The 20,195-nt window shown below is 65.4% G+C and carries 15 protein-coding genes; 6 read left to right on the top strand and 9 right to left on the bottom strand.

Annotation, left to right across the window (positions count from 1 at the left end):
- Window positions 1-198: 198 nt before the first annotated feature.
- From ACFVTD_RS19295 to ACFVTD_RS19275, 5 genes are all read right to left on the bottom strand, one after another.
- Window positions 199-639 (bottom strand): hypothetical protein, encoded by a 441-nt coding sequence (locus ACFVTD_RS19295; RefSeq protein ID WP_387566171.1) that lies wholly within the window; start codon window positions 637-639, stop codon window positions 199-201.
- A gap of 799 nt (window positions 640-1,438) precedes the next feature.
- Entirely contained in the window at window positions 1,439-2,920 is a 1,482-nt protein-coding gene (locus tag ACFVTD_RS19290) for an MFS transporter (RefSeq protein ID WP_387566168.1), read from the bottom strand.
- Between the two features lie 69 nt (window positions 2,921-2,989).
- Window positions 2,990-4,483 (bottom strand): NAD-dependent succinate-semialdehyde dehydrogenase, encoded by a 1,494-nt coding sequence (locus ACFVTD_RS19285; RefSeq protein ID WP_387566165.1) that lies wholly within the window; start codon window positions 4,481-4,483, stop codon window positions 2,990-2,992.
- Window positions 4,484-4,524: 41 nt separating this feature from the next.
- Complete coding sequence (locus ACFVTD_RS19280; protein ID WP_387566162.1) at window positions 4,525-7,638, bottom strand: FAD-binding and (Fe-S)-binding domain-containing protein; 3,114 nt, start codon at window positions 7,636-7,638, stop codon at window positions 4,525-4,527.
- 8 nt (window positions 7,639-7,646) lie between these two features.
- Entirely contained in the window at window positions 7,647-8,924 is a 1,278-nt protein-coding gene (locus tag ACFVTD_RS19275; RefSeq protein ID WP_387566159.1) for an aspartate aminotransferase family protein, read from the bottom strand.
- 146 nt (window positions 8,925-9,070) lie between these two features.
- On the opposite strand from ACFVTD_RS19275, the gene ACFVTD_RS19270 reads away from it, so the two are divergent.
- The 5 genes from ACFVTD_RS19270 to ACFVTD_RS19250 all read left to right on the top strand — a co-directional run bounded on the left by ACFVTD_RS19270 (window position 9,071) and on the right by ACFVTD_RS19250 (window position 15,457).
- A complete protein-coding gene (locus ACFVTD_RS19270) occupies window positions 9,071-10,018 on the top strand; it encodes a D-2-hydroxyacid dehydrogenase (protein ID WP_387566251.1) in 948 nt (315 codons plus the stop codon).
- A 101-nt stretch (window positions 10,019-10,119) separates the two neighbouring features.
- Window positions 10,120-11,301 (top strand): M24 family metallopeptidase, encoded by a 1,182-nt coding sequence (locus ACFVTD_RS19265; protein ID WP_387566156.1) that lies wholly within the window; start codon window positions 10,120-10,122, stop codon window positions 11,299-11,301.
- Between the two features lie 3 nt (window positions 11,302-11,304).
- Window positions 11,305-12,549, top strand: a complete 1,245-nt coding sequence (locus ACFVTD_RS19260) for a PLP-dependent aminotransferase family protein (RefSeq protein ID WP_387566153.1) — start codon at window positions 11,305-11,307, stop codon at window positions 12,547-12,549.
- Complete coding sequence (locus ACFVTD_RS19255; RefSeq protein ID WP_387566150.1) at window positions 12,546-13,760, top strand: M20 family metallopeptidase; 1,215 nt, start codon at window positions 12,546-12,548, stop codon at window positions 13,758-13,760. Before ACFVTD_RS19260 ends, ACFVTD_RS19255 begins: the two co-directional genes overlap by 4 nt.
- Window positions 13,761-14,257: 497 nt before the next feature.
- Window positions 14,258-15,457 carry an IS30 family transposase gene (locus tag ACFVTD_RS19250; protein ID WP_387566248.1) on the top strand — a complete coding sequence of 400 codons (1,200 nt, stop codon included), beginning with the start codon at window positions 14,258-14,260 and terminating at the stop codon, window positions 15,455-15,457.
- A 104-nt stretch (window positions 15,458-15,561) separates the two neighbouring features.
- Here the strand turns inward: ACFVTD_RS19250 and ACFVTD_RS19245 are convergent, their stop codons facing one another.
- The 3 genes from ACFVTD_RS19245 to ACFVTD_RS19235 all read right to left on the bottom strand — a co-directional run bounded on the left by ACFVTD_RS19245 (window position 15,562) and on the right by ACFVTD_RS19235 (window position 18,377).
- Window positions 15,562-16,218, bottom strand: coding sequence for a GntR family transcriptional regulator (locus ACFVTD_RS19245; protein WP_387566147.1), 657 nt, complete (start codon window positions 16,216-16,218; stop codon window positions 15,562-15,564).
- Window positions 16,219-16,428: 210 nt separating this feature from the next.
- A complete protein-coding gene (locus ACFVTD_RS19240) occupies window positions 16,429-16,938 on the bottom strand; it encodes a DUF3830 family protein (protein WP_387566144.1) in 510 nt (169 codons plus the stop codon).
- Between the two features lie 8 nt (window positions 16,939-16,946).
- A complete protein-coding gene (locus ACFVTD_RS19235; RefSeq protein WP_387566141.1) occupies window positions 16,947-18,377 on the bottom strand; it encodes an amidase in 1,431 nt (476 codons plus the stop codon).
- Window positions 18,378-18,571: 194 nt separating this feature from the next.
- Here ACFVTD_RS19235 and ACFVTD_RS19230 point away from each other — a divergent pair, with 194 nt between their 5' ends.
- Window positions 18,572-19,312: a maleate cis-trans isomerase gene (locus tag ACFVTD_RS19230; RefSeq protein WP_387566139.1), complete on the top strand. Its 741-nt coding sequence runs from the start codon at window positions 18,572-18,574 to the stop codon at window positions 19,310-19,312.
- Between the two features lie 70 nt (window positions 19,313-19,382).
- On the opposite strand, the gene ACFVTD_RS19225 is transcribed toward ACFVTD_RS19230, so the two are convergent.
- Window positions 19,383-20,117 (bottom strand): Asp/Glu/hydantoin racemase, encoded by a 735-nt coding sequence (locus tag ACFVTD_RS19225; protein WP_387566136.1) that lies wholly within the window; start codon window positions 20,115-20,117, stop codon window positions 19,383-19,385.
- Window positions 20,118-20,195: the final 78 nt, after the last annotated feature.

Genomic DNA, 20,195 nt, shown 5'->3' with positions numbered 1-20,195 from the left:
CCAGGGCTCCAGTCCTGTGGCCGTTGCTAACGTACCTCGGATTCGGGGACGTCATCGGGCGCGGCTCTGCGTTGCATACATCCGTGGAGTGTAGGCAAAACGGACCTAAAATAAATGCTGGTGCTGGTTGCGCAGCCAATCGTGGTATCAGCGCGCAAGACGTACCAAAGACCGGATGAGTAGATTTCATCCTTCGCTTCAAGTAGCCACTGCGGCGGCTTGAGCCTCTCGAAACTCCTTATATGCGGGTCCTGCCGTCAGCAGGATTGATCCGACTCCCCCAAATGTCAGAAGCGAGGACTCCCAAAGGGGTGCAAACATCTGGGTTCCGACGTCAAGAACTTGGGCCACCAAGGCAGCAATGCCAAAAACCATCCAGTACCACAGCATTGTCCTGGATGTTGTGGTCCCTTTGATGTAGTCGACTGGAGATAACTCCGCCCTGGACAACTTGCTGGCCCACATCCAGCAGATACCCATGGCTAGGGCTGCAAGCCCCAGCAAGAGCGCAGCTTGCAGCTTGGAGTCTCCGTTTGGTCCTTGGAGTACGCCGAAGAACACAACAAGTAGAACTCCCACGGGCACTAGGTAAACCCATGAGGTTTTACGGTCGTCAACTACATTCAGAAGCTTCGTCACGTCTCACTCCCCAAACTCCGTATCCACACACAATTAAGATTCGCAGCACCTTCTTTGGAAGAGGCTCATTGCCGACCGTGGCGCCGAGACAAATATGGAGCCGAAATCGGGCGCTGTGGCGGCAAAGGTGACTGCCACATCGGGGGCGACCTGGTCCGGGACAGCTGGTGATCTAATCAACCCTGTAGCCACAACACAAACGCAGGCCGGAAATCCAAGAATTGACGTGCGAGCTGCACCCTCCGCTGGACCTGAATGCTCGCTGAGGGATTCAGGTGAGCACCGCAAACCTCGGGTCCAGGAGGTGCATAGGATGCAGCGCTCTTTCTCGGATGAAACGTGGGTGACCAACGCTACGACTGCCGAAAAGTCAAGCTTTGTCAACACAAAAGGATGAAAAAGCCACTGACCTGCGGAAACACTGTGCCCGAGGTGGGACTCGAACTGCATTTCAGGCCTTGCAAACACTGGGAATCCGCGAAAACATGCGGAATCCGAAGCAGTTCGAGAACTGTACGGCCCGAACCGAAGAGAGATCTGTTGACATTGTCAACGCCTCGTCCTGCAGCTATTGAGCAACTCGGTCCGGCTGCCTGGAATGGATCCCCGGGGTGAAGGCGGTCCGGCATGGGAGAAGCGCGCGAGCAATCACGGGCTATGAGCCCAGCTCTCGTCCGCCGCACCGAAACGCTTGAGTCAACGGTCCAGAAGGATAGTCAGTTTCGCTAACGCATAGGGACCTTGAAGGAACAGGCGACGGCGGGTCGCCTGGTGGGCGCCCGCCGTCACAGTTCAGTAGTCAGAATATGGCCCGTCGCGCCTCCGCATCCTGACAGTTCCGCTCCACGTAGCCGGGCCTGGGCAGGCCTACGGACTCCGGGGTGCCAGGAAGCTCCTCTCCACGAAGGGTCGCCTGCGCCGTCTCCCGCATGCACAGGATGCTGACCAGACCGATCACGCCGGCGATCGCCATGTACCAGCCCGGCACCAACTGGTTGCCAGTGGTTTCGATCAGCTGATTGGCGATGGTCTGTGACGGACCTGCGAAGAACGCCGTGGAGAAGTTGTAGGCAATCGCGAAGCCGGTGTAGCGCACGGCGGTGGGGAACAGCGCCGGGAGGGTTGAAGACACCGAGGCCACAAGAATTACCAGCAGCAGCCCCAGCACGGCCAGTCCGAGGAACTGGAGGATGAGGTTTTGCATGCCAAGCAGCATGACCGCCGGGACGGACAGCAGTGTGTACCCGGCGGCGGCCACGAGCAGCAGAGGCTTGCGTCCAACGCGGTCGGAGAGCGCGCCCACCGGTGGAATGGCCACCAGCATAAGCGCCATAATAACCACCAACATCCAGTTGCCCTGAGCAGTGCTGTGGCCCAGTTGGCCGCTCAGGTACGTCGGCATGTAGCCCAGGATCAGGTAGAACGCCACGTTCAGCAGCACCACGAAGCCGGCGAGCACCAGCAGCTGCCGCCAGTTGTTGCGCAGAACGTGCCGCAACGGCGACTTAGTGGTCTCCTTATGCTGCGAGGCCTCGGAGAACACGGGCGCCTCCACAAGCCGGGTCCGGATCCACAGCGCCGTGAGGCCAAGCGGGATGGTCAGGAGGAACGGTGCGCGCCACCAGCCCGCTGCCATGCCTCCGTCGCCGACAACGGCGATCAAGGTGGTGCAGACGACCGCGGCCAGCATGAATCCTACCGTCGTGCCGAACTCGAGGAACGATCCCAGGAAGCCGCGGCGCCGGTCGGGTGCGGACTCGGCCATGTAAACGGCAGCACCGCCATATTCGCCTCCTGCGGAGAAGCCCTGCACCAGCCGGCAGGCCAGCAGCAGCATGGGGGCGAGCAAGCCGACAGTGTCAAGAGTGGGCAGCAGGCCGATGACGCCGGTGGCCAGTGTCATTAGGGTCACGGTGAGCACCATGACCTTCTGCCGCCCAACTTTGTCGCCCAGCGGGCCGAGGATCAGGCCGCCGAGCGGCCGCACCAGGAAGGACAGGGCCAGGGTGGCGAGGGTGAGGGTGACGCCGAGACCGCCGTCCCCCTCCTTTGATCCGAAGAAGTTGGTGGCCATGTAGATGGTCAGGTAGCCATAGACGCCATAGTCGAACCACTCGACGGCGTTGCCGAGCGCTGAGCCCAGGATGGAGCGGCGCAGCGAACGTTTTCCCTCTTCTGTGGAGGGCTCCGCACCGGGTGCGGTCTGAGGGTCAGGACGCTTGTCATGCACGGGTTGGGGACTGGTCATCATTGGTTCGTCCTTGAGTGAAGTTGTTGTCATTGCGGGCCACCTGTTGTTGGACTTGTATTCGGCTGCGCGGGCAATTGGCGCAGGACTTTCAAGCTGCTTTCAGCCGCGGGGTACGGACATGTACTTGGTCTCGAGGAATTCCTCGATGCCTACGCGTCCGCCTTCGCGGCCGAGGCCTGAGGCTTTGATGCCGCCGAACGGTGCCGCCGGGTTGGAGACAATTCCTGTATTCAGCCCGACCATGCCTACTTCGAGAGCGTCGCCCATCCGGAAACCGCGGTCCACGTCCTGGGTGAAAAGATACCCCACCAGGCCCCATGGAGTGTCGTTGGCCAGCCGGGTAACCTCTCCTTCCGTGTCGAACGGCACCACGGGTGCCACCGGGCCGAAGATCTCCTGGCTCATCAGGTCCGACTCCGGGTTTACGCCGGACAGCACTGTGGGCGAATAGAAGTAGCCCGGACGGTCAGGCCGTGAGCCGCCGCAGACAACGGTGGCGCCTTTGGCCACCGCGTCGTCCACCAGTTCCTGCACTTTGGTCAGCGCCTTTTCCTCAACGAGGGGCCCGACGTCGGTCCCGGTCTCGGCACCGTCGCCCACCGAAAGTGCGTTCAGGCGGGCAGCGAGGCGGCGTGCGAATTCGTCTGCGATGGGGCGCTGGACAAAGAGGCGGTTGGCAGCCGTGCACGCCTCGCCCATGTTGCGCATCTTGGCTGCGACGGCGCCGTCAACCGCACGGTCCAGGTCCGCGTCTTCAAACACGATGAACGGCGCGTTGCCGCCCAGCTCCATGGAGGAGCGCATGACGTGCTGGGCAGCCTGCTCCAGTAGGCGGACGCCCACGTCGGTGGAGCCGGTGAAGCTGACCTTGCGGGCAATGCCGCTGGCCATCCACGGGGAAACCACGGCGGAAGCCTTGGTGGTGCAGACCACGTTCAGGACGCCCTTGGGCAGGCCTGCCTCGATCAGGATGTCTACCAGCGCCAGCGAAGACAGCGGGGTGAGGTTGGCCGGCTTGAACACCATGGTGCAGCCTGCGGCGATGGCGGGGCCGATCTTGCGGGTGCCCATGGCCAGCGGGAAGTTCCAGGGGGTGACCAGTACGCACGGTCCGACCGGCTGCTTCGAGACGAGGATGCGGTTCTTGCCGTCGCCGGTGGTGGTCACGTCGCCGCCGATCCGGACGGCCTCCTCGGAGAACCAGCGGAAGAACTCGGCCGCGTAGGCCACTTCACCCTTGGCTTCGGCGAAGGGCTTGCCCATCTCGGAGGTCATGATGAGGGCCAGTTCGTCCTGGCGGGCCATGATGAGATCGTAGGCGCGGCGGAGGATTTCGCTGCGCTCACGGGGCGCGGTCTTGGCCCAGTCTGCCTGGACGCGGCCTGCGGTCTCGATGGCGCGGCGGGCGTCTTCGGGGCCGCCGTCGGCCACGGTGGCGATGACCTCCTCGGTTGCGGGGTTGATTACGTCGAAGCGGGCGCCGGAGGCGGCTTCGGTCCACTCGCCGTCGATGAAGAGGCCGGTGCTGACCTTGGCGATGGCGTCCCTGGCCTGCTGCGAGGTGCCGGCGGTCTGGGTGGTCTGGGTTGTCATGATCGAGAATCCTTTTCGTTGGAGATGGTGCAAAATGTGGGTCAGCCTGCGGCAGCGTCAGGCGTGGTCTGGGCAGTCTTTCCTGGGGCTTTTTCTCCCGGGTCCAGGAGCTGGGCAATGTGCCTTCCGGGGCGTTCGGGATCGATTTGTTTCACCTGCATAGCGCAGGAGAACCCGTCGGTGAGGACCACGGATCCCGCTCTTGTGGCACGCAGCGCCGGGGCCAACGACTGCTCGGCGACCTTCATGCTCACCTCGTAGTGCTCCTTTTCGAACCCGAAGTTGCCTGCCACTCCGCAGCAGCCGGGGGCATCCACCACATCTGCGACGCCAATGGAGGCCAGGGCGCCGCGCTGGGTCTTGGCGCCGAACACCGAGTATTCGTGGCAGTGCGTCTGCAGCACCACCTGGTCCGGAAGCGGCATTGCAGGAACCGGAGTCCAGCCTGCGGCGGCCAGCTCGCCAACGTGCTGGGCGAAGCTGCGGACCCTCGCGGCCACCCGCCGGGCTTGGTCCGTGTGTACCAGTTCGGGCAGGTCCTTCCGCAGCGCGGCTGCGCAGCTGGGCTCTACCACCACGATGGGACGGTCGGTGCCGTCGTCCAGGACTTCGGCAGCGTTCGCCATCAGCTTCTTTGCAGTGTCCAGCTGGCCAGTGGAGATCCACGTCAGCCCGCAACACGCATCTGCCGCGCATTCCGTGGAGGCCCCCGTGCCGGCCAGCACCCGGGCGGCGGCACCGGCCACCTCGGGCCGGAATCCTTTGGTGAAGGTGTCTACGAAGAGCACGACGCCTGAGGCCGAAGCGCCCGGGATGACCTCGCGGCGGGAGCGCGTCCCGCCATCGTACTTCCCACCGGTTTTTTGCCCTGGGATCCTGCGGCCCGGCATTCCCACGTCAGCCGCGGCTACCTCTTTGCGCCATTCACTGTCGCCGGCGAACCGGGGCAGGTCACGGTGTGTGGTGAGGCCGCCCAGCACGGCGGCCAGCTTCCCCAGGGGCGTGGCCAGGGCGGCATTGACCAGCGGTGCCACGTGCCCGGTGATCTTCAGCCAGCGCGGAAGACATCCCAGTGAGAAGTGCGAGAGCGGCCGTAGCTTGCCCTGGTAGTAGTGGCTGTAAAACTCGGACTTGTAGGTGGCCATGTCCACGCCTGTGGGGCAGTCGCTGGAACATGCCTTGCATGACAAGCACAGGTCAAGCGCTTCGCGTACCTCTTCGGACTTCCAGCCTTCGTCCACGGTGCGGGCGCCGCGGACCATGTCCTGCAGCACGCGGGACCGGCCGCGGGTCGAATCCTTCTCGTCGCCGGTGGCCCGGTAGCTGGGGCACATGACGCCGCCGGCGTCTGTGCGGCAGCGGCCGACGCCGATGCATGCCTGGACGGCGTGGACCCAAGGGTCGTTGCCGCTGCCGGCGGAGTCGGACGGGTTATCCGTTTCGCTGGCCGAACCGCCGCCGGAGTGCAGCGGCCGCAGGTCAAAGCTGGTTCGCCATTCCCGCTGCGGCACGCCGTCCAATGCCAGGTTCTCATCCAGCGGGTCAGGGTCGGTGAGGGAGCCGGGATTCAGGATCGAAACGGGATCCCACAGCTGGCGGAAGTCTGAAAACGCCGCCAGCATCCGAGCCGAGTACATCAGCGGAAGCAGCTGCGATCGGGCCCTGCCGTCCCCGTGCTCGCCGGAGAGGGAGCCGCCGTGCCGGACCACCAGTTTCGCCGCCTCCGCGGAGAACCGGCGGAACACCTCGCGGCCTTCCTCCGTACGGAGATCGTAGGTGATGCGGATGTGCATGCACCCTGCGCCGAAGTGCCCATACATGACCCCCTGCAGCCCGAAGCTGTCCAGCAGCCCGCGGAAATCGGCAAGATAGCTGGCCAGGTTTTCCGGTGCTACGGCCGAGTCCTCCCAGCCGGGCCATGACTCGCCACCGCTGGCGAGACGGGCGGAAAGACCGGCGCCATCCTCGCGGACCCGCCACAGCGAGGCGCGCTCCACGGTGTCGGGAACCGGGCGGCCAGCCACTAGGCGGCCGTTTTCCCGGAGCCGGGCCAGCAGGCGGTCAGCGTCGGCACGCACCTGGGCGGGATCGTCGCCGTCGAGGTCCACATAGAGCCAGGCTTTACCCTCCGGAAGTCCAAGCACCGAGTCGGCGCCGCGCCGGAAACGCATGGTGTCCACGATGGCTTCGTCGATGCCTTCGACGGCGGCCGGCGAGAATTCCAGAATAGTGGTGATATCCCGCGCTGCCTCCACGACGTCGGCGTACCCCAGGCAGACCAGCAGAGCGCTGGCCGGTTTGGGGCCCAGCTTCATCCGCGCGCCGGTGATGATGGCGCAGGTTCCTTCCGAGCCCACCATGGCGCGCGCCACGTTGAAGCCCTTTTCCGGTAGCAGGTTATCCAGGTGGTAACCCGAAACCTGCCGCTGGATCCGGCCCAGCTCAACCCGGAACTCGGCCAGGTTGATGTGCGCCAGTTCCTTGAGCGAACCGGTGAGCGAGGCCGCGCGTGCAGCACTGGCCTTGTCCGCGGGGTCGGTGGCGCGCAGGCCATCCGCTGTGGCGGTGAGCCGGGCGCCGTCGGAGGTGACGACGTCGAGCTCCACCACGTGGTCCGACATGCGGCCGTAGCGCACGGAGTGGTTCCCGCAGGCGTCGTTCCCGAGCGAACCCCCAATGGTGGCCCGGTTTTTGGACGAGGGGTCCGGGGCGAACGTGTAGCGGTTGCCTGTGGCCCGCTCCACCTCGCGGGACAGCACTGCCAGGACTACCCCGGGATCCACCGAGACGGTTCCGGTGGCCTCGTCGATGCCATGGATCCGGTTCATGTGGCGCGAGAAGTCCAGCACCACGCCGGGTCCGATCGCGTTGCCGGCCATGGATGTACCCCCGCCGCGGCTGATCAGCGGGGTGCCTGTCTCCCGGCACGCCACCAGCGTTCCCACCACGTCCGCGGTGGACCGCGGGAACACGATGGCGAGCGGCGCCACACGGTAATTGGAGGCGTCATAGGAATACTCAGCCAGCCGCCGCGGCGAAGTGTCCGCGTCGATTCCGGCCGCGGACAGCCGCCGCAGGATCCGCTGCTGCTCCGCGTCGGGCGCGGCAGCGGATACGATGTCGGCCCGGGCGGCGGGCAGGGAGGATACAGTCATCGCGCGGCTCAGGCTCCGGCGGTGGCGGGGACAGCGCCGACCACGGCACCGACGGCGGCTTCGAAGCGCTCCAGGCCGGTGGCGATCTCCTCGGCGGTGACCACCAGTGCCGGGATGAGGCGGACCACGTTGCCGGCAGGGCCGCAGGTCAGGGTCAGCAGCCCCTGGTCCGTGGTGGCCTGTTGGATTGCTGCGGCCGTGGCCGCGTCCGGCTTGCCGTCTTCGCCGGTGAATTCGATGCCCTGCATGAGGCCGCGGCCGCGGACGTCGCCGATGACCGGGAACCGCTGCTGGATCTCCTTGAGGCCGGCTTGGAGCTGCTCGCCGCGGATCCGGGAGTTCTCCACCAGGCCTTCTTCCTTGACGACTTCGAGGGTGGCGACGCCGGCCGCAGCGGAAACCGCGTTTCCGCCGTAGGTGCCGCCCTGGGAACCGGGCCAGGCCTTGGACATGGTTTCGGTGGAGGCTGCGATGGCGGAAATCGGGAAACCGGAGGCGATGCCCTTGGCAGTGATGATGATGTCCGGGGTGGCATTGGAGTACTGGTGGCCCCAGAACTTTCCGGTGCGCCCCACGCCAGCTTGGACCTCGTCGAAGATCAGCTTGATGCCGTACTTATCGGCACGCTCGCGCAGGCCCTCCATGAAGGCGGGCGGAGTGGGCAGGTAGCCACCGTCGCCCAGTGCCGGTTCGATCAGGAAAGCGGCGGTGTCGTTGGGGGCGGTGCGGGTCTGCAGCAGGTAGTCCAGTTCCTGCAGGGCGAACTCGACCGCGAGCGCTTCGTCCCAGCCGTAGCGGTAGGCGTAGGGGAACGCGGACATGTGGACGCCCGCCATCAGCGGGGAGAACCCGGCGGAGAATTTGGTGCCGGCGGTGGTGAGGGAAGCGGCGGCGACGGTGCGGCCGTGGAAGCCGCCCTGGAAAACCACGATGTTGGGGCGGGCGGTGGCCATGCGGGCCAGCCGGATGGCAGCTTCCACAGCTTCGGAACCTGAGTTCGCGTAGAAGACGGAGTCCAGGCCGGCGGGGAGGACCTCGCCGAGCTTTTCGGTCAGTTCCAGCAGTGGCTTGTGCATCACGGTGGTGTACTGGGCGTGGATGATCTTGCCCACCTGTTCGCGTGCTGCGGCCACCACCTTCGGGTGGCAGTGGCCGGTACTGGTCACGCCGATGCCGGTGGTGAAGTCCAGGTAGTCTTTGCCGTCCGTCCCGTGGATCCAGCTGCCAAGGGCGTGGTCCACGACGACGGGGGTTGCTTGCTTGAGTGCGGGGCTGAGGGAAGTCATGCGATCCATGATGCAGGTCACATCTGTTTATTGTCAACAATCCTAATATCACGTAGGGTTGTGGCGTGAGTAACACTGACATCCAAAGCCAGCCCCTACCGGCCTCGGCGGGACCCTCCGGAGCAACGAAGCCCCGGGTTGTGGTCCTGGTCGCCGAAGGGCAGCCCCGCCCCTACAACCTGACCGATATTGAACAGGTGGCCGACGTGGCCCTCACGGACGCAGCCGGACTCCCGGAAGCATCGCGCGGAGCCGACATTCTGTTCCTCTGGGACTTCTTCTCATCAGCACTGAGCGAAGCCTGGCCTCACGCCGATGCCCTTAAATGGGTGCACGTGGCGGCGGCCGGAGTGGACGCGATGATGTTCGATGAACTGCGCTCCTCGGACGTGGTGGTGACGAACGCCCATGGCACCTTTGACCGGCCGATAGCAGAATTCGTCCTGGCGTCCATCCTGGCGCACGACAAGCAACTGCACCGCAGCAAGGCCCTGCAGCAGCAGGCCACGTGGCAACACCGCGAGGTGACCCGCACCGAGGGTTCCCGTGCGCTGGTAGTGGGCACCGGTGGCATCGGCCGGGCAACGGCCCGGCTCCTGCGCGCGGTGGGAATCGACGTCCGCGGCGTGGGCCGCACCGCCCGTGACAACGACCCGGACTTCGGCACTGTCCTGGCCAGCGGGGACCTGGCTGCGCACGCGGGCTGGGCGGACCACGTGGTGCTCATTGCGCCCCTGACCGACCAGACCAGGAACATGATGGACCGCAAGGTCCTCGCCGCCATGAAGCCGTCCGCGCACGTAATCAACGTGGGCCGCGGCGCCCTGGTGGACGAGCCGGCGCTGATCGAGGCCCTCCAGGAGGGCGTGATTGCTGCCGCATCCCTGGACGTCTTCACCGAGGAGCCGGTTCCTGCCGCGCACCCCTTCTGGTCCATGGACAACGTCCATATGTCCGCCCACATGTGCGGCGACGTGGTCGGGTGGCGGGACGCATTGGCGCGTCAGTTCCAGGAGAATCTCGAACGCTGGACCAGCGGCGTGCAGCTCAACAACGTGGTGGACAAGCAGCGCGGCTACGTCAGCAGCCGGTAGTCCTGCAGACACCCCTGCCCGCAGAGCTGCACGCCGGTTTGTGTGAGCCATGCCACATAGCGTAAATTGTAAACAATCTACTAATCATCGGAGGTGTCTCTTTGCTGTTCAGCCAAGAGGAATATGACGCCCGGCTCGCCGGCGTCCGCTTGCGCATGGCCAGGCAGGGGCTGTCAGCCCTGCTGGTCACCGATCCTGCCAACATTTACTACCTGACCGGCTACAACGCCTGGTCCTTCTACACCCCGCAACTGGTCTTTGTGCCGGCTGACGGCCCCATGCTGTTGTTCAGCCGGGCCATGGATGCCGGGGGCGCCACCCGCACCACCTGGCTGCCCGAGGAATGCGTCGTCGGATATCCCGAGCAGTACGTCCACCGCCCGCATGTCCACCCTTTCGACTGGGTGGCTTTTGCGCTGCGCGAGCGCCACCTCATTGCCCCTGCCGCCAAGGGCTGCGTGGGCCTGGAGATGGACTCGCACTTCTTCTCCCCCAAGGCGTACCGTTCGCTGGTCAACGCCATCCCCGAATGGACCTTGGTGGACAGCTTCGAGCTGGTCAACTGGGTACGTTCCGTCAAGTCCCCAGCCGAGATCCAGCTGATGCGCGGTGCCGCGCAGGTCTGCATGGCGGCAATGCATGCTGCTGTGGAAACGATCGACGTCGGCGTTCGCCAATGCGACGCGGCCGCGGCGATCAGCCAGGCCCAGATCCGGGGCGCCAACGGCATCGGCGGCGACTACCCCGCCATCGTGCCGATGCTGCCCACGGGCGAAGCTGCCGACACCCCGCACCTGACCTGGAGCGAGGACCGCTTCGAGGACGGCCAGGCAGTGGTAATCGAACTGGCAGGCGCCCACCATCGCTATCACACGCCCCTTGCGCGCACCCTGACGCTCGGCAAGAAGCCGGAACGGCTCTCCAAGCTGGCGGACGCCGTCGCCGACGGGCTGAACGCCGTGCTCACCGAGGTGCAGCCGGGCGTTCCCGTCCGTGAACTTGCCCGCGCCTGGAACTGGACGCTGGCCAAGTACGGCCTGGAGAAGCCGTCCCGCATCGGTTACTCGATCGGCGTCGGTTACCCGCCGGACTGGGGCGAGCGCACCATCTCCATCCGCTCCGAGGAGGAATCCATCCTCGAGGAGAACATGACCTTCCACGTCATCGGAGGCATGTGGATGGACAACTACGGCTACGAACTCTCCGAATCCATCCGCGTCACCGCCGACGGGGTGGAAACCTTCACCAGCTTCCCCCGCGAACTCATCCAGAAAGGCGGCTAGGCCATGAACCACGTTGCTACCCGCGCCCAGGCACTGCCGCTGGCAGACCGCGCAGCCAGCCTTGTAGGCTCTGTCATCGACTCCAGCACCTCCCTGCTCGCAGCCCAGACCCACGACATTGTCCGCTTCGCCATGGGCTCCCCCGCGGACGAGGCCGTGCCGCTGGATGAATTCCGCGACATCGCTGACAAGGTCATCGACCACAGCTCCATGACCTACGGCGCCACCGAGGGCGAGCCCGTGCTCCTGAAGGCGCTGGTGGACTACCTTGCAGGGACCACGGATCCCACCACGGAGGACCGCGTCACCATCACCGCCGGCGGCATGCAGGGCCTGGACCTGGCTTGCAAGATCTTCATCAACCCCGGCGACCTGGTGATTGTTGAAAGCCCCACGTACACGAACGGCAGCGCCACCGCCCTGAGCTACGGCGCCGAACTGCTCGAAGCGCCCATGGACGACAACGGCCTCATCGTCGAGGCCCTCCCGGAGCTGGTGGCCGCCGCCGGACGCACGCCCAAGGCCATCTACACCATCCCCAACTTCCAGAACCCGTCCGGCGTCACCCTGTCACTGGCCCGGCGCCACCAGCTGCTGGAACTGGCCCACGAGTGGAACGCCGTGATCATCGACGACGACCCCTACGGCCTCCTCCGATTCCAGGGCGAGGACCTGCCGTCCTTCCAGGCTCTGAGCCCGGGCGATCCGCTGCTCTTCTCGGTCCGCACGTTCTCCAAGATCCTGGCCCCTGGCCTGCGCGTCGGCTGGGTTGACACCGATCCGGCGCTCCGCCAACTGGTCATCAACGCCAAGCAGGCGATGGACACCTGCACCAACGTCCCCAACCAGCACATCGTGGCCGAATTCATCCGCCGCGGCGGCCTGGACAACCACTTGGCAGGCCTGCGCACGGAGTATAAGCGCCGCAAGGACGCGATGCAGGAAGGCCTCCGCAGCCACCTCGGCGACCGGGTCACCACCACCGACCCGGAAGGCGGCTTCTTCCTCTGGCTCACCCTGCAGGGCGAAGATGCGCGGATCTCCACCCGGAAGCTCTTCGAAACGGCCCTCGCAGAAGGTGTGGCATTCATCCCGGGACCGGCGCTGTCCGCCAGTGGAAAGTTCGACGACGCCGTCCGCCTCTGCTTCGCAACCACCACTCCGGAGCGGGCCGAGGAAGGAATCATCCGGCTTGGCCGGGCCATGGACCGTGAGCTGGCAGCGTTTAAGGCCGGAGCAGGCGCGTGAGTGCCGCCCTCCAGCAGGATCTGCAGCTCCTTGAAGACAGGGTCCTGGGCCTGATCAGCGAAGCGGACCTGGTGGCGCTCACCACCGCGCTCGTGACCGCCGGCGGCGAGAACCCCGGCGGGACCGAGGAAGCCACCGTGCAGGTCCTGACGGAGTTCAGCCGGGCCGCCGGCCTGGACGTTGTCACCGAAACCGTCGCGGAGGGACGGCCGAACTTCACGGCCGTCCTGCCCGGCGGCAGCCTGCCAGGCATGCTGTTCCTGGGCCATTCGGATGTTGTTCCGGCCGGAACCGGTTGGGAGCGTCCCCCGTTTGAACCCTACATACGGGACGGACGGCTGTTCGGCCGCGGCTCTACGGACATGAAAGGCGGCCTGGCCGCCGTCCTCATCGCCTTCAAGGCACTCAAGGACGCCGGTGCCGAGCTTCCGTTCAACGCGGCACTGGCCTGCACCGTGGATGAGGAGGACCTGGGCATCGGCATCCGGGCCTACACCGTCTCCGCCGCAGCTGATCCGGCCTTCAGTTATTCGGCGTGCGTGGTGGCCGAGCCCACCGACCTGGAGACCGTGATCGGCTGCCGGGGTGACAGCTACATCGAGCTGAAAGTCACCGGCAAGTCAGCCCACTCCGGCCGGCCCGCCGACGGCCGGAACGCCATCGATGCCGCCGCCAGGATCCTGGAACTGGTCCGCAAGGACCACACCCTGCTCCAGGAGGACCAGGACCCGCTACTGGGCGCGGGCACTTGGAACATCGGCCTCATCCAGGGCGGCACGGGCACCTCCATGGTGGCCGCGGAATGTACCATCTCACTCGACCGCCGGCTCATGCCCGACGACGACGCGCAGCAGATCCTGGAGCGCCTCCTGGCACAGGTCCGGGAGGCAGGCATCGACACGGACGGCATCTCGGTCTCGGCCAGGGTCACCATGGAGATGCCCGGTTTCCGCACCCCCGAGGACCACCCGCTGGTGCAGAACTCCGTGGCCGCGCTGGCTGACGCCGGCGTGGACAGCGCCATCCGCGGCTGGACTGCTGCCTGCGACGGCGGCTTCGTGGTCCGGGACCTCGGCGTGCCCGCTATTGTGATGGGCCCCGGCGGACTGAACGACCAGGCCCACCAGGTCAACGAATCCGTCAGCATTGCCGAGATTGTCGCCGCTGCGCGCGCTTACGCGCTGCTTTGCCTGCGGCACGGCAGGAGCTGACAGATCAACACTTAATGCGAAGGGGGCCGGCTGCACATGGCGGGTTCTAGCGGTCGTTGCAACACCCAGAATTTTTGGGAGTTGCAACGACCGTGTCGTCTTTAACGGGGGAAGCTGTCGGGCGGAGGAAGTACACGCCTGAGCAGAAGGCCCAGTTCTTCCTTGTGTTGGACCGCTGTGGGAGTGTGAGCGCGGCCGCGGCGGAGCTTGGCTTCAATCAGATGACGTGTTACCAGTGGGTGCATAAATCACGGCTCCCGGAGCGGGTCCCGCGGGACCGTGAAGCTGGCCAGCGGAAATACACCGCTGCCCAAAAGGCTGAGTTCTTCGTGGTGTTCGACCGGCTCAAGAGCACGACGCATGCCGCACGGGAGTTGGGGCTGAATCTCGCAACATGTGCCGGCTGGGTCCGTAAATCCGGGCTGAGAAGCCATGGGAAAACGGGGACGGGTCCGCACCCGGGGCGGGATGAGTACTTCCAGCTGCGCAAGACCGGCGTGAGTCGGCGGAAAGCCGCCGCGGCGGTCGGGATACATCTGCGGACCGCCGAAGAGTGGGATCAAGGAATCCGGAAATCCAGTGGGCGACGCATTTACCCTGACGGCCGGGTGGTCGACTACAAACGTGGTGTGACCACCATGACCCCTCCCGGCGGCGGCGTGGCCGGAACGACACCGGTCCCGGTTTCGGCCTTGGAGAAACGCATCGACCCGCGATACCTCGACGTCAAGGAACGGGAGCTGATCCGGGACCTGCACGCAGCCGGGTCCTCGATCAGGGCGATCGCCCGCGCACTGGGACGATCGCCTTCAACGATCAGCCGCGAGCTGGCCCGAAACGCCGATCCCGGGATGGGCTACCTGCCGCACGGGGCTCACCGGAAGGCCGCAGCCCGGCGGACCCGGCCCAAAAAAGCCAAACTCGCCGCTGAGTCAACGCTGCGTGAGTATGTGAAGGACAAGCTGCTCCTACGCTGGTCTCCGGAACAGATCAGCAACACGCTGGTCGAAGAGTTCCCTGACAACCCGGAGATGCGCGTGAGCCCAGAGACGATCTATCAAGCCCTCTACCTCCAAGCCAGAGGCGGACTCAAACGCGAGATACAGGCAGCCCTGCGCACCGGCCGGACCCGCCGCAAACCCCATACCACCGGGGAACAACGCACTCCCCGGTTCGTGGACCCCATGATCATGATTTCCGAGCGGCCGCCCGAAATCGAGGACCGCGCGGTGCCCGGCCATTGGGAGGGCGATCTGATCACCGGCGCCCACAACCAATCGGCAATCGCGACCTTGGTCGAGCGCACCACCCGCTACGTCATGCTCGTCCATCTTCAGGACGACCACACCACTGAAACTGTCCGTGACGGCCTCATCAAGACCATGTCCGCCTTGCCGGAGCACCTGCGAGGTTCACTGACCTGGGATCAGGGAGCGGAAATGGCAGGACACAGATCGTTCACCCTCGCCACAGACATGCAGGTCTACTTCTGCGATCCCGCCAGCCCCTGGCAACGCGGATCCAACGAGAACACCAACGGACTGCTGCGACAGTACTTCCCGAAAGGAACCGATCTGTCCGTCTACGGACCCGAAGACCTCGAACACGTCGCCCAGGAACTCAACGGCCGCCCACGCAAAACGCTCGGCTGGAAGACCCCAGCCGAGCGCTTACGTGATTTACTACTAACCACCTAACCAACAGGTGTTGCAACGACCCCTAGAAACCGCCCATTGTGCAGCCGGCCCCCTTCTTTTTACGCGGTGACATTTCCGCGGCGGCGTCATGGCGCGGGGCCTGGTCAGGCGGTCGCAACCTCGGCATCGCCGCTGCCGCCGGTCAGGCGTTCCAACGCGTCTTCCATGTGGCTGATCAAAAGCTTGCCCACGCGCTCCTGGTCCCCGTCCCCCAAGGCCTCGGCGATGGCCTGGTGTTCGGCCACCCGGGCATGCGGGTCGGGATACTTTTTCTCCAGCGCCGTAAGGCACATTCGGGTCTCGGTCAGCAGAGTGTTGTGCATACGGGTCAGCCGGGTGCTATCGGCCGCCGCGACCAGCGTGGCATGGTATTCCATATCGGCTTCGGACATCGCGTCCAGGTCGCCTTTGTCAGCGGCTCTCTGCATGGCTTTGACGATCGCTATGAGCTGGGCGGCGACACCCTTACCGCCCATCTGCAGGATCAGTTCGGAGGCGGCGCGTTCGACGGCGGTGCGCGCCACATACATGTCGCGGACCTCTTCATCGGTCATGGTGATCACGAACAGGCCGCGGTTGCGGATGCTGATCAGCAGGCCTTCCTGCGTGAGCCGCTGCATGGCCTCACGGAGCGGTCCCCGGCTGACGCCGAGCTCCTTGGCCAGTTCCGCCTCCCCCAGCTGGGAGCCCGGTGGAATATGGCCCAGCCCGATTGCCGTGCGCAACTTACCGGCAATGATTGCTGGCGTGGACTCGCGCACCAGGGGCTCAAATCTTTGCATCGGTACCAACTATCCGTCAGGGGTCCGGCTGCGGGCCTCGGAGCCCGCAGCGGACCGGTTGTCTTTCATATCCGGCCGGGATGGTCGGATCAAAAACTGTCTACAATCCTACTGCCAGTAAGCTGACCATCCATGGATTATGTAAAAAGAAGTCGGGGCCGCCGGCAAGGCGGCCCCGACTCGTCTGGATCAGGGCGCGGTGTCCACTGCCCGTGAATAGGTCAGGGTTTCGTCCCGGGCGCCGCCCATCCAGATGTCCTGGCAGGCGGCCGCCATTTCATCCAGGCCTTCCACGATGGTGGCGAACACGTTGCCGGGCACCCAGCCGGTGTCGCCGTTCAGCAGCAGGTTGTTCCGGCCGTAGAAGACGGCAAGGTCGACGATGGTCTGCACCGAATCCGTCGAGTCGGCTTCATAGCCGTGTGAAGGCGTCTTGAGATCGTTGGACGTAAACGTGAAATAGCAGACGTCGCCCGGGATGGGGGTCACGGTGGTGTTCTCCGCGCCGGGTTCAGCGGGAGCAAACGCCGGAACCAAGTTGTAGATCTCGTTGCGGGCGTACTTTCCATGGAACACCTGCCCGCTCAGGGGAAGTGCGTCCCAGACGGCGTTGGCCGTACGGGGCGCTGCGTCGTCGTGCAGGAGCGCCTTGCAGGTGACTCCGCGCTTTTCAAGGGTGATGTTGATGTACTTGGCCATTTTCTGCCTTACTTCAGGATGGGGGTGGACATTGCCGGGGTGGAATTTGGGCGGGCGTGCTGCCAGTCGACGGCGCCCTGGTATGCGGCGGCCGCCGAGAGCACTCCGGCGTCGCCATGCCGGGGACCCACGATCTGCAGCCCGACCGGAAGGCCTTCGCCGGTGAAGCCGCACGGGACACTGATGCCCGGCTGCTGGGTCAAGTTGAAGGGGTATGTATAGGGCGTCCAGGACGTCCAGTCCTGCGAGGATGAGCCGGCCGGGACGTCACGGCCGGCTTCGAAGGCCGGAATAGGCAGCGTGGGGGTCACCAGAAGATCGAAGCGCTCGTGGAGAAGCCCCATCTCACGGCCCAGTTTCATGCGGACCGCCGTGGCGTCCAGGAAGTCCCCGGCGCTGAAGCCGGAGTGCCGTTCCAGCGCCGCCGCCAGCAGCGGATCAAGCTGTTCCGCGGCACCGGGGCCGTAGCCTTCCACCACTTTGGCCGCACCGCTGAACCAGAGCACGTGGTAGGCGTCCACCGGGTCCTGCCAGCCAAGGTCGATTTCCTCCACCTCGGCCCCCAGGTCCCGCAGGACCTGGACTGCCGCGCGGACTGCCTTGTCGACGTCGGGATCATTTTTTCCGTAGCCGAGGTTCGGGCTGAAGGCGATATTCCGGCCCCGGACTCCTTCGTCGATGGTGGACAGGAAGGAGCGCGTCGGCGCGGGACCTGCGGACCAGTCGCGTCCGTCCGGGCGGGAAAGGATATCCAGCATCAGCGCGGCATCCTCAACGGTGCGGGTGATGGGGCCGGCGTGGGCGAGGGTGCCGAAAGGGCTGGCCGGGTACAGCGGCACGGTCCCGTACGTGGGTTTGAACCCTACAACGCCGGTAAAGCCGGCGGGGATGCGGATGGAGCCGCCGCCGTCGGTCCCTACGGACCACGGACCCATGCCCTGCGCCACGGCGGCCGCGCTGCCCCCGCTGGAGCCGCCGGCGGTGCGCGAAACGTCCCACGGGTTGCGGGTGATCCCGCAGCGAGGGCTGTCCGTCACGCCCTTCCAGCCGAACTCGGGGCTTGTGACCTTGCCGATCAGAACAGCCCCGTTTTCGCGCAGCCTGGCCACAGCGGGTGCGTCCTCGTTCCAGTCCCCATCAGGGGAGGTCAGGCGGGACCCGCGCAACGTCGGCCACCCCTTGGTAAGCATGAGGTCCTTGATGGAGGTGGGTACACCGTCGGCCAGGCCCAGCGGCTCGTTCCGGCGCCAGCGCTGCTCCGATTCACGCGCCGCCGCAAGGGCTGACTCCGCCTCCACCAGGCAGAAGGCATTGATGCCGCCGTCGTGCTGTTCAATGGCGTCAAGGGCCGCCTGCGCGGCCTCCACCGGGGAGACCTCCCCCGATCCATACGCGTCAACCAGCTGCGTGGCAGTGGCCCATTCCAGTGAATCAATCACGCTGTGAAGCTCCTTGTCCGGTACACCCTGCGGTCTCCGCCACCGGCTGTGACGCCGATAACACTTCGGTCAGGTTATGTTGCCCGCATCTGTATTGTCAACAATCCTACTTTCCTATCTTTCGCGGGCTAATGATTGTACGATTGTGCACAATCCGCGGGAGCGGTTCCCACGGTCACTTCAAGGGAGAATCTATGGCCGTCACCATTGGCATGCTGTACCCGGGCTTCGGCGCCGAGGACGACTACCCCTTCATGGAGGAACTCCTGGGCGAGGGAATCCACCTTCCCCTGGTCCACACCTCCGTAGGCGTCGACGCGCACGAAGTCCAGGCCCTGCTGGACCTCGGCAAGAGCGAAAGGCTCCTGGAAGGCGCGGATGCCTTGCGAGCCGCCCTGCCCGACGCCGTTATGTGGGCATGCACATCCGGCAGTTTCGTCTTCGGCTGGGAGGGCGCACACCAGCAGGCCCGGGAGGTCCAGGAAGCCCTTGACGTGCCCGTCTCTTCCACATCCCTGGCCTTCGTTGCCGCCTGCAAGGCGCTGGATCTGACCAAGGTGGCAGTCGCCGCCACCTACCCAGAGGACGTCTCCCGGCACTTCGTGGCGCTCTTGAGCCGTGGCGGCATCAACGTCACGCAGCTGGTCAGCCACGACATCCCCACGGCCGCCCTTGCCGGAGAACTTGACCGCGAGGGCGTCCTTGCCCTCGCCCGGAGCAACGACAGCGACGAGGCGCAGGCGATCCTGATCCCGGACACGGCGCTGCACAGCGCCCGCTGGATCAACGAACTCGAAGCAGAGCTCGGCAAACCCGTCCTCACCGCGAACCAGGTAACCGTCTGGCAAGGCCTGCAGCTTGCCGGCGCCCTGCGCCCGTGCGACGCTCTGGGCACGTTGTTCAAGAAGACGGCACCGGTCGCCGTCGGAACATAGCCCACCACGACAAAATCCCGGCCGCGGGCTGTCACACGAACAGCCTGCGCCGGGATTTCTTTTGTCCCGGCTATGCCAGCAGGCGCTGCCCCGGACCTACCGCCGCCTTGCCCAAGCGGCGCAGCGACGCCCACGCCGTCACTTGGTTGGCCGAGAGGACCGGCTTGCCCAGCTCCCGTTCCAGCGGCGCGATGATGTCGTACGTGGGCAAGTTGGTGCAGCTGATGAAGACCACGTCCGCCTCCGGAACGTCGGCCCCGCGGATCAAATCGCAAGTGGTCTGGTAGGGAACCTGCCAGATGCCCCCATCCAGTCCCAGCTCGGCTTGCGCTGCCACCGAATGGCCGGCCTCCTCCAGGAAATCCCCCAGCCGCAAGGTCAGGTCCGCCACATATGGCGTAATGACCACCACCCTGGAGGCGCCCAGATACTCCAGCGCCTCCAGCAGCGCCTCGGAGGTGCTGACCCCATGCGCGTCGGCGGCGGCTGCCATCACCTTCGAAATATGGCGGGCTCCGGACACCCCGTTGACGAAGCTGCCGGACGTGCAGGCATAGGCCATGACCGCGGGGCGCACGGCGTTAAGGTTCTTCACCGCAGCGAGGATGTGGGCGTCGTCGCTCACATCCTCGGCCATCTCCAGGCTGACGGGCTCATCAAAGAACGGCGTCCGGGTAAAGAACAGCGAGACGTCCGACGGCATCCACCGCCACAGCTCGCGGTCCAGCGCCATGTCGAACGGGCATACCACGCCTATGCCGGCCTGTGCCTCCGGGCCGGCGAACGTGGGTTCAATGGGCTGCATTAGTTCTCCCTAAAGTTAGTAGATTGTTGACAATCCATTGCCGCTTGCCTAGGGTCCGTAGTGACCCGGCTAACCCGC

Origin of the sequence: Pseudarthrobacter sp. NPDC058119, assembly GCF_042884655.1 — a bacterium.
Classification (GTDB): Bacteria; Actinomycetota; Actinomycetes; order Actinomycetales; family Micrococcaceae; genus Arthrobacter.
This window is presented reverse-complemented; position numbering and strand designations above follow the sequence as displayed.

What these genes read in the sequence shown, in the direction of transcription:
- ACFVTD_RS19275 (WP_387566159.1), bottom strand. Translation starts at nt 8,924, where the DNA reads ATGACTTCCCTCAGCCCCGCACTCAAGCAAGCAACCCCCGTCGTCGTG.
- ACFVTD_RS19240 (WP_387566144.1), bottom strand. Translation starts at nt 16,938, where the DNA reads ATGGCCAAGTACATCAACATCACCCTTGAAAAGCGCGGAGTCACCTGC.
- ACFVTD_RS19290 (WP_387566168.1), bottom strand. Translation starts at nt 2,920, where the DNA reads ATGACAACAACTTCACTCAAGGACGAACCAATGATGACCAGTCCCCAA.
- ACFVTD_RS19225 (WP_387566136.1), bottom strand. Translation starts at nt 20,117, where the DNA reads ATGCAGCCCATTGAACCCACGTTCGCCGGCCCGGAGGCACAGGCCGGC.
- ACFVTD_RS19285 (WP_387566165.1), bottom strand. Translation starts at nt 4,483, where the DNA reads ATGACAACCCAGACCACCCAGACCGCCGGCACCTCGCAGCAGGCCAGG.
- ACFVTD_RS19260 (WP_387566153.1), top strand. Translation starts at nt 11,305, where the DNA reads ATGAACCACGTTGCTACCCGCGCCCAGGCACTGCCGCTGGCAGACCGC.
- ACFVTD_RS19230 (WP_387566139.1), top strand. Translation starts at nt 18,572, where the DNA reads ATGGCCGTCACCATTGGCATGCTGTACCCGGGCTTCGGCGCCGAGGAC.
- ACFVTD_RS19280 (WP_387566162.1), bottom strand. Translation starts at nt 7,638, where the DNA reads ATGACTGTATCCTCCCTGCCCGCCGCCCGGGCCGACATCGTATCCGCT.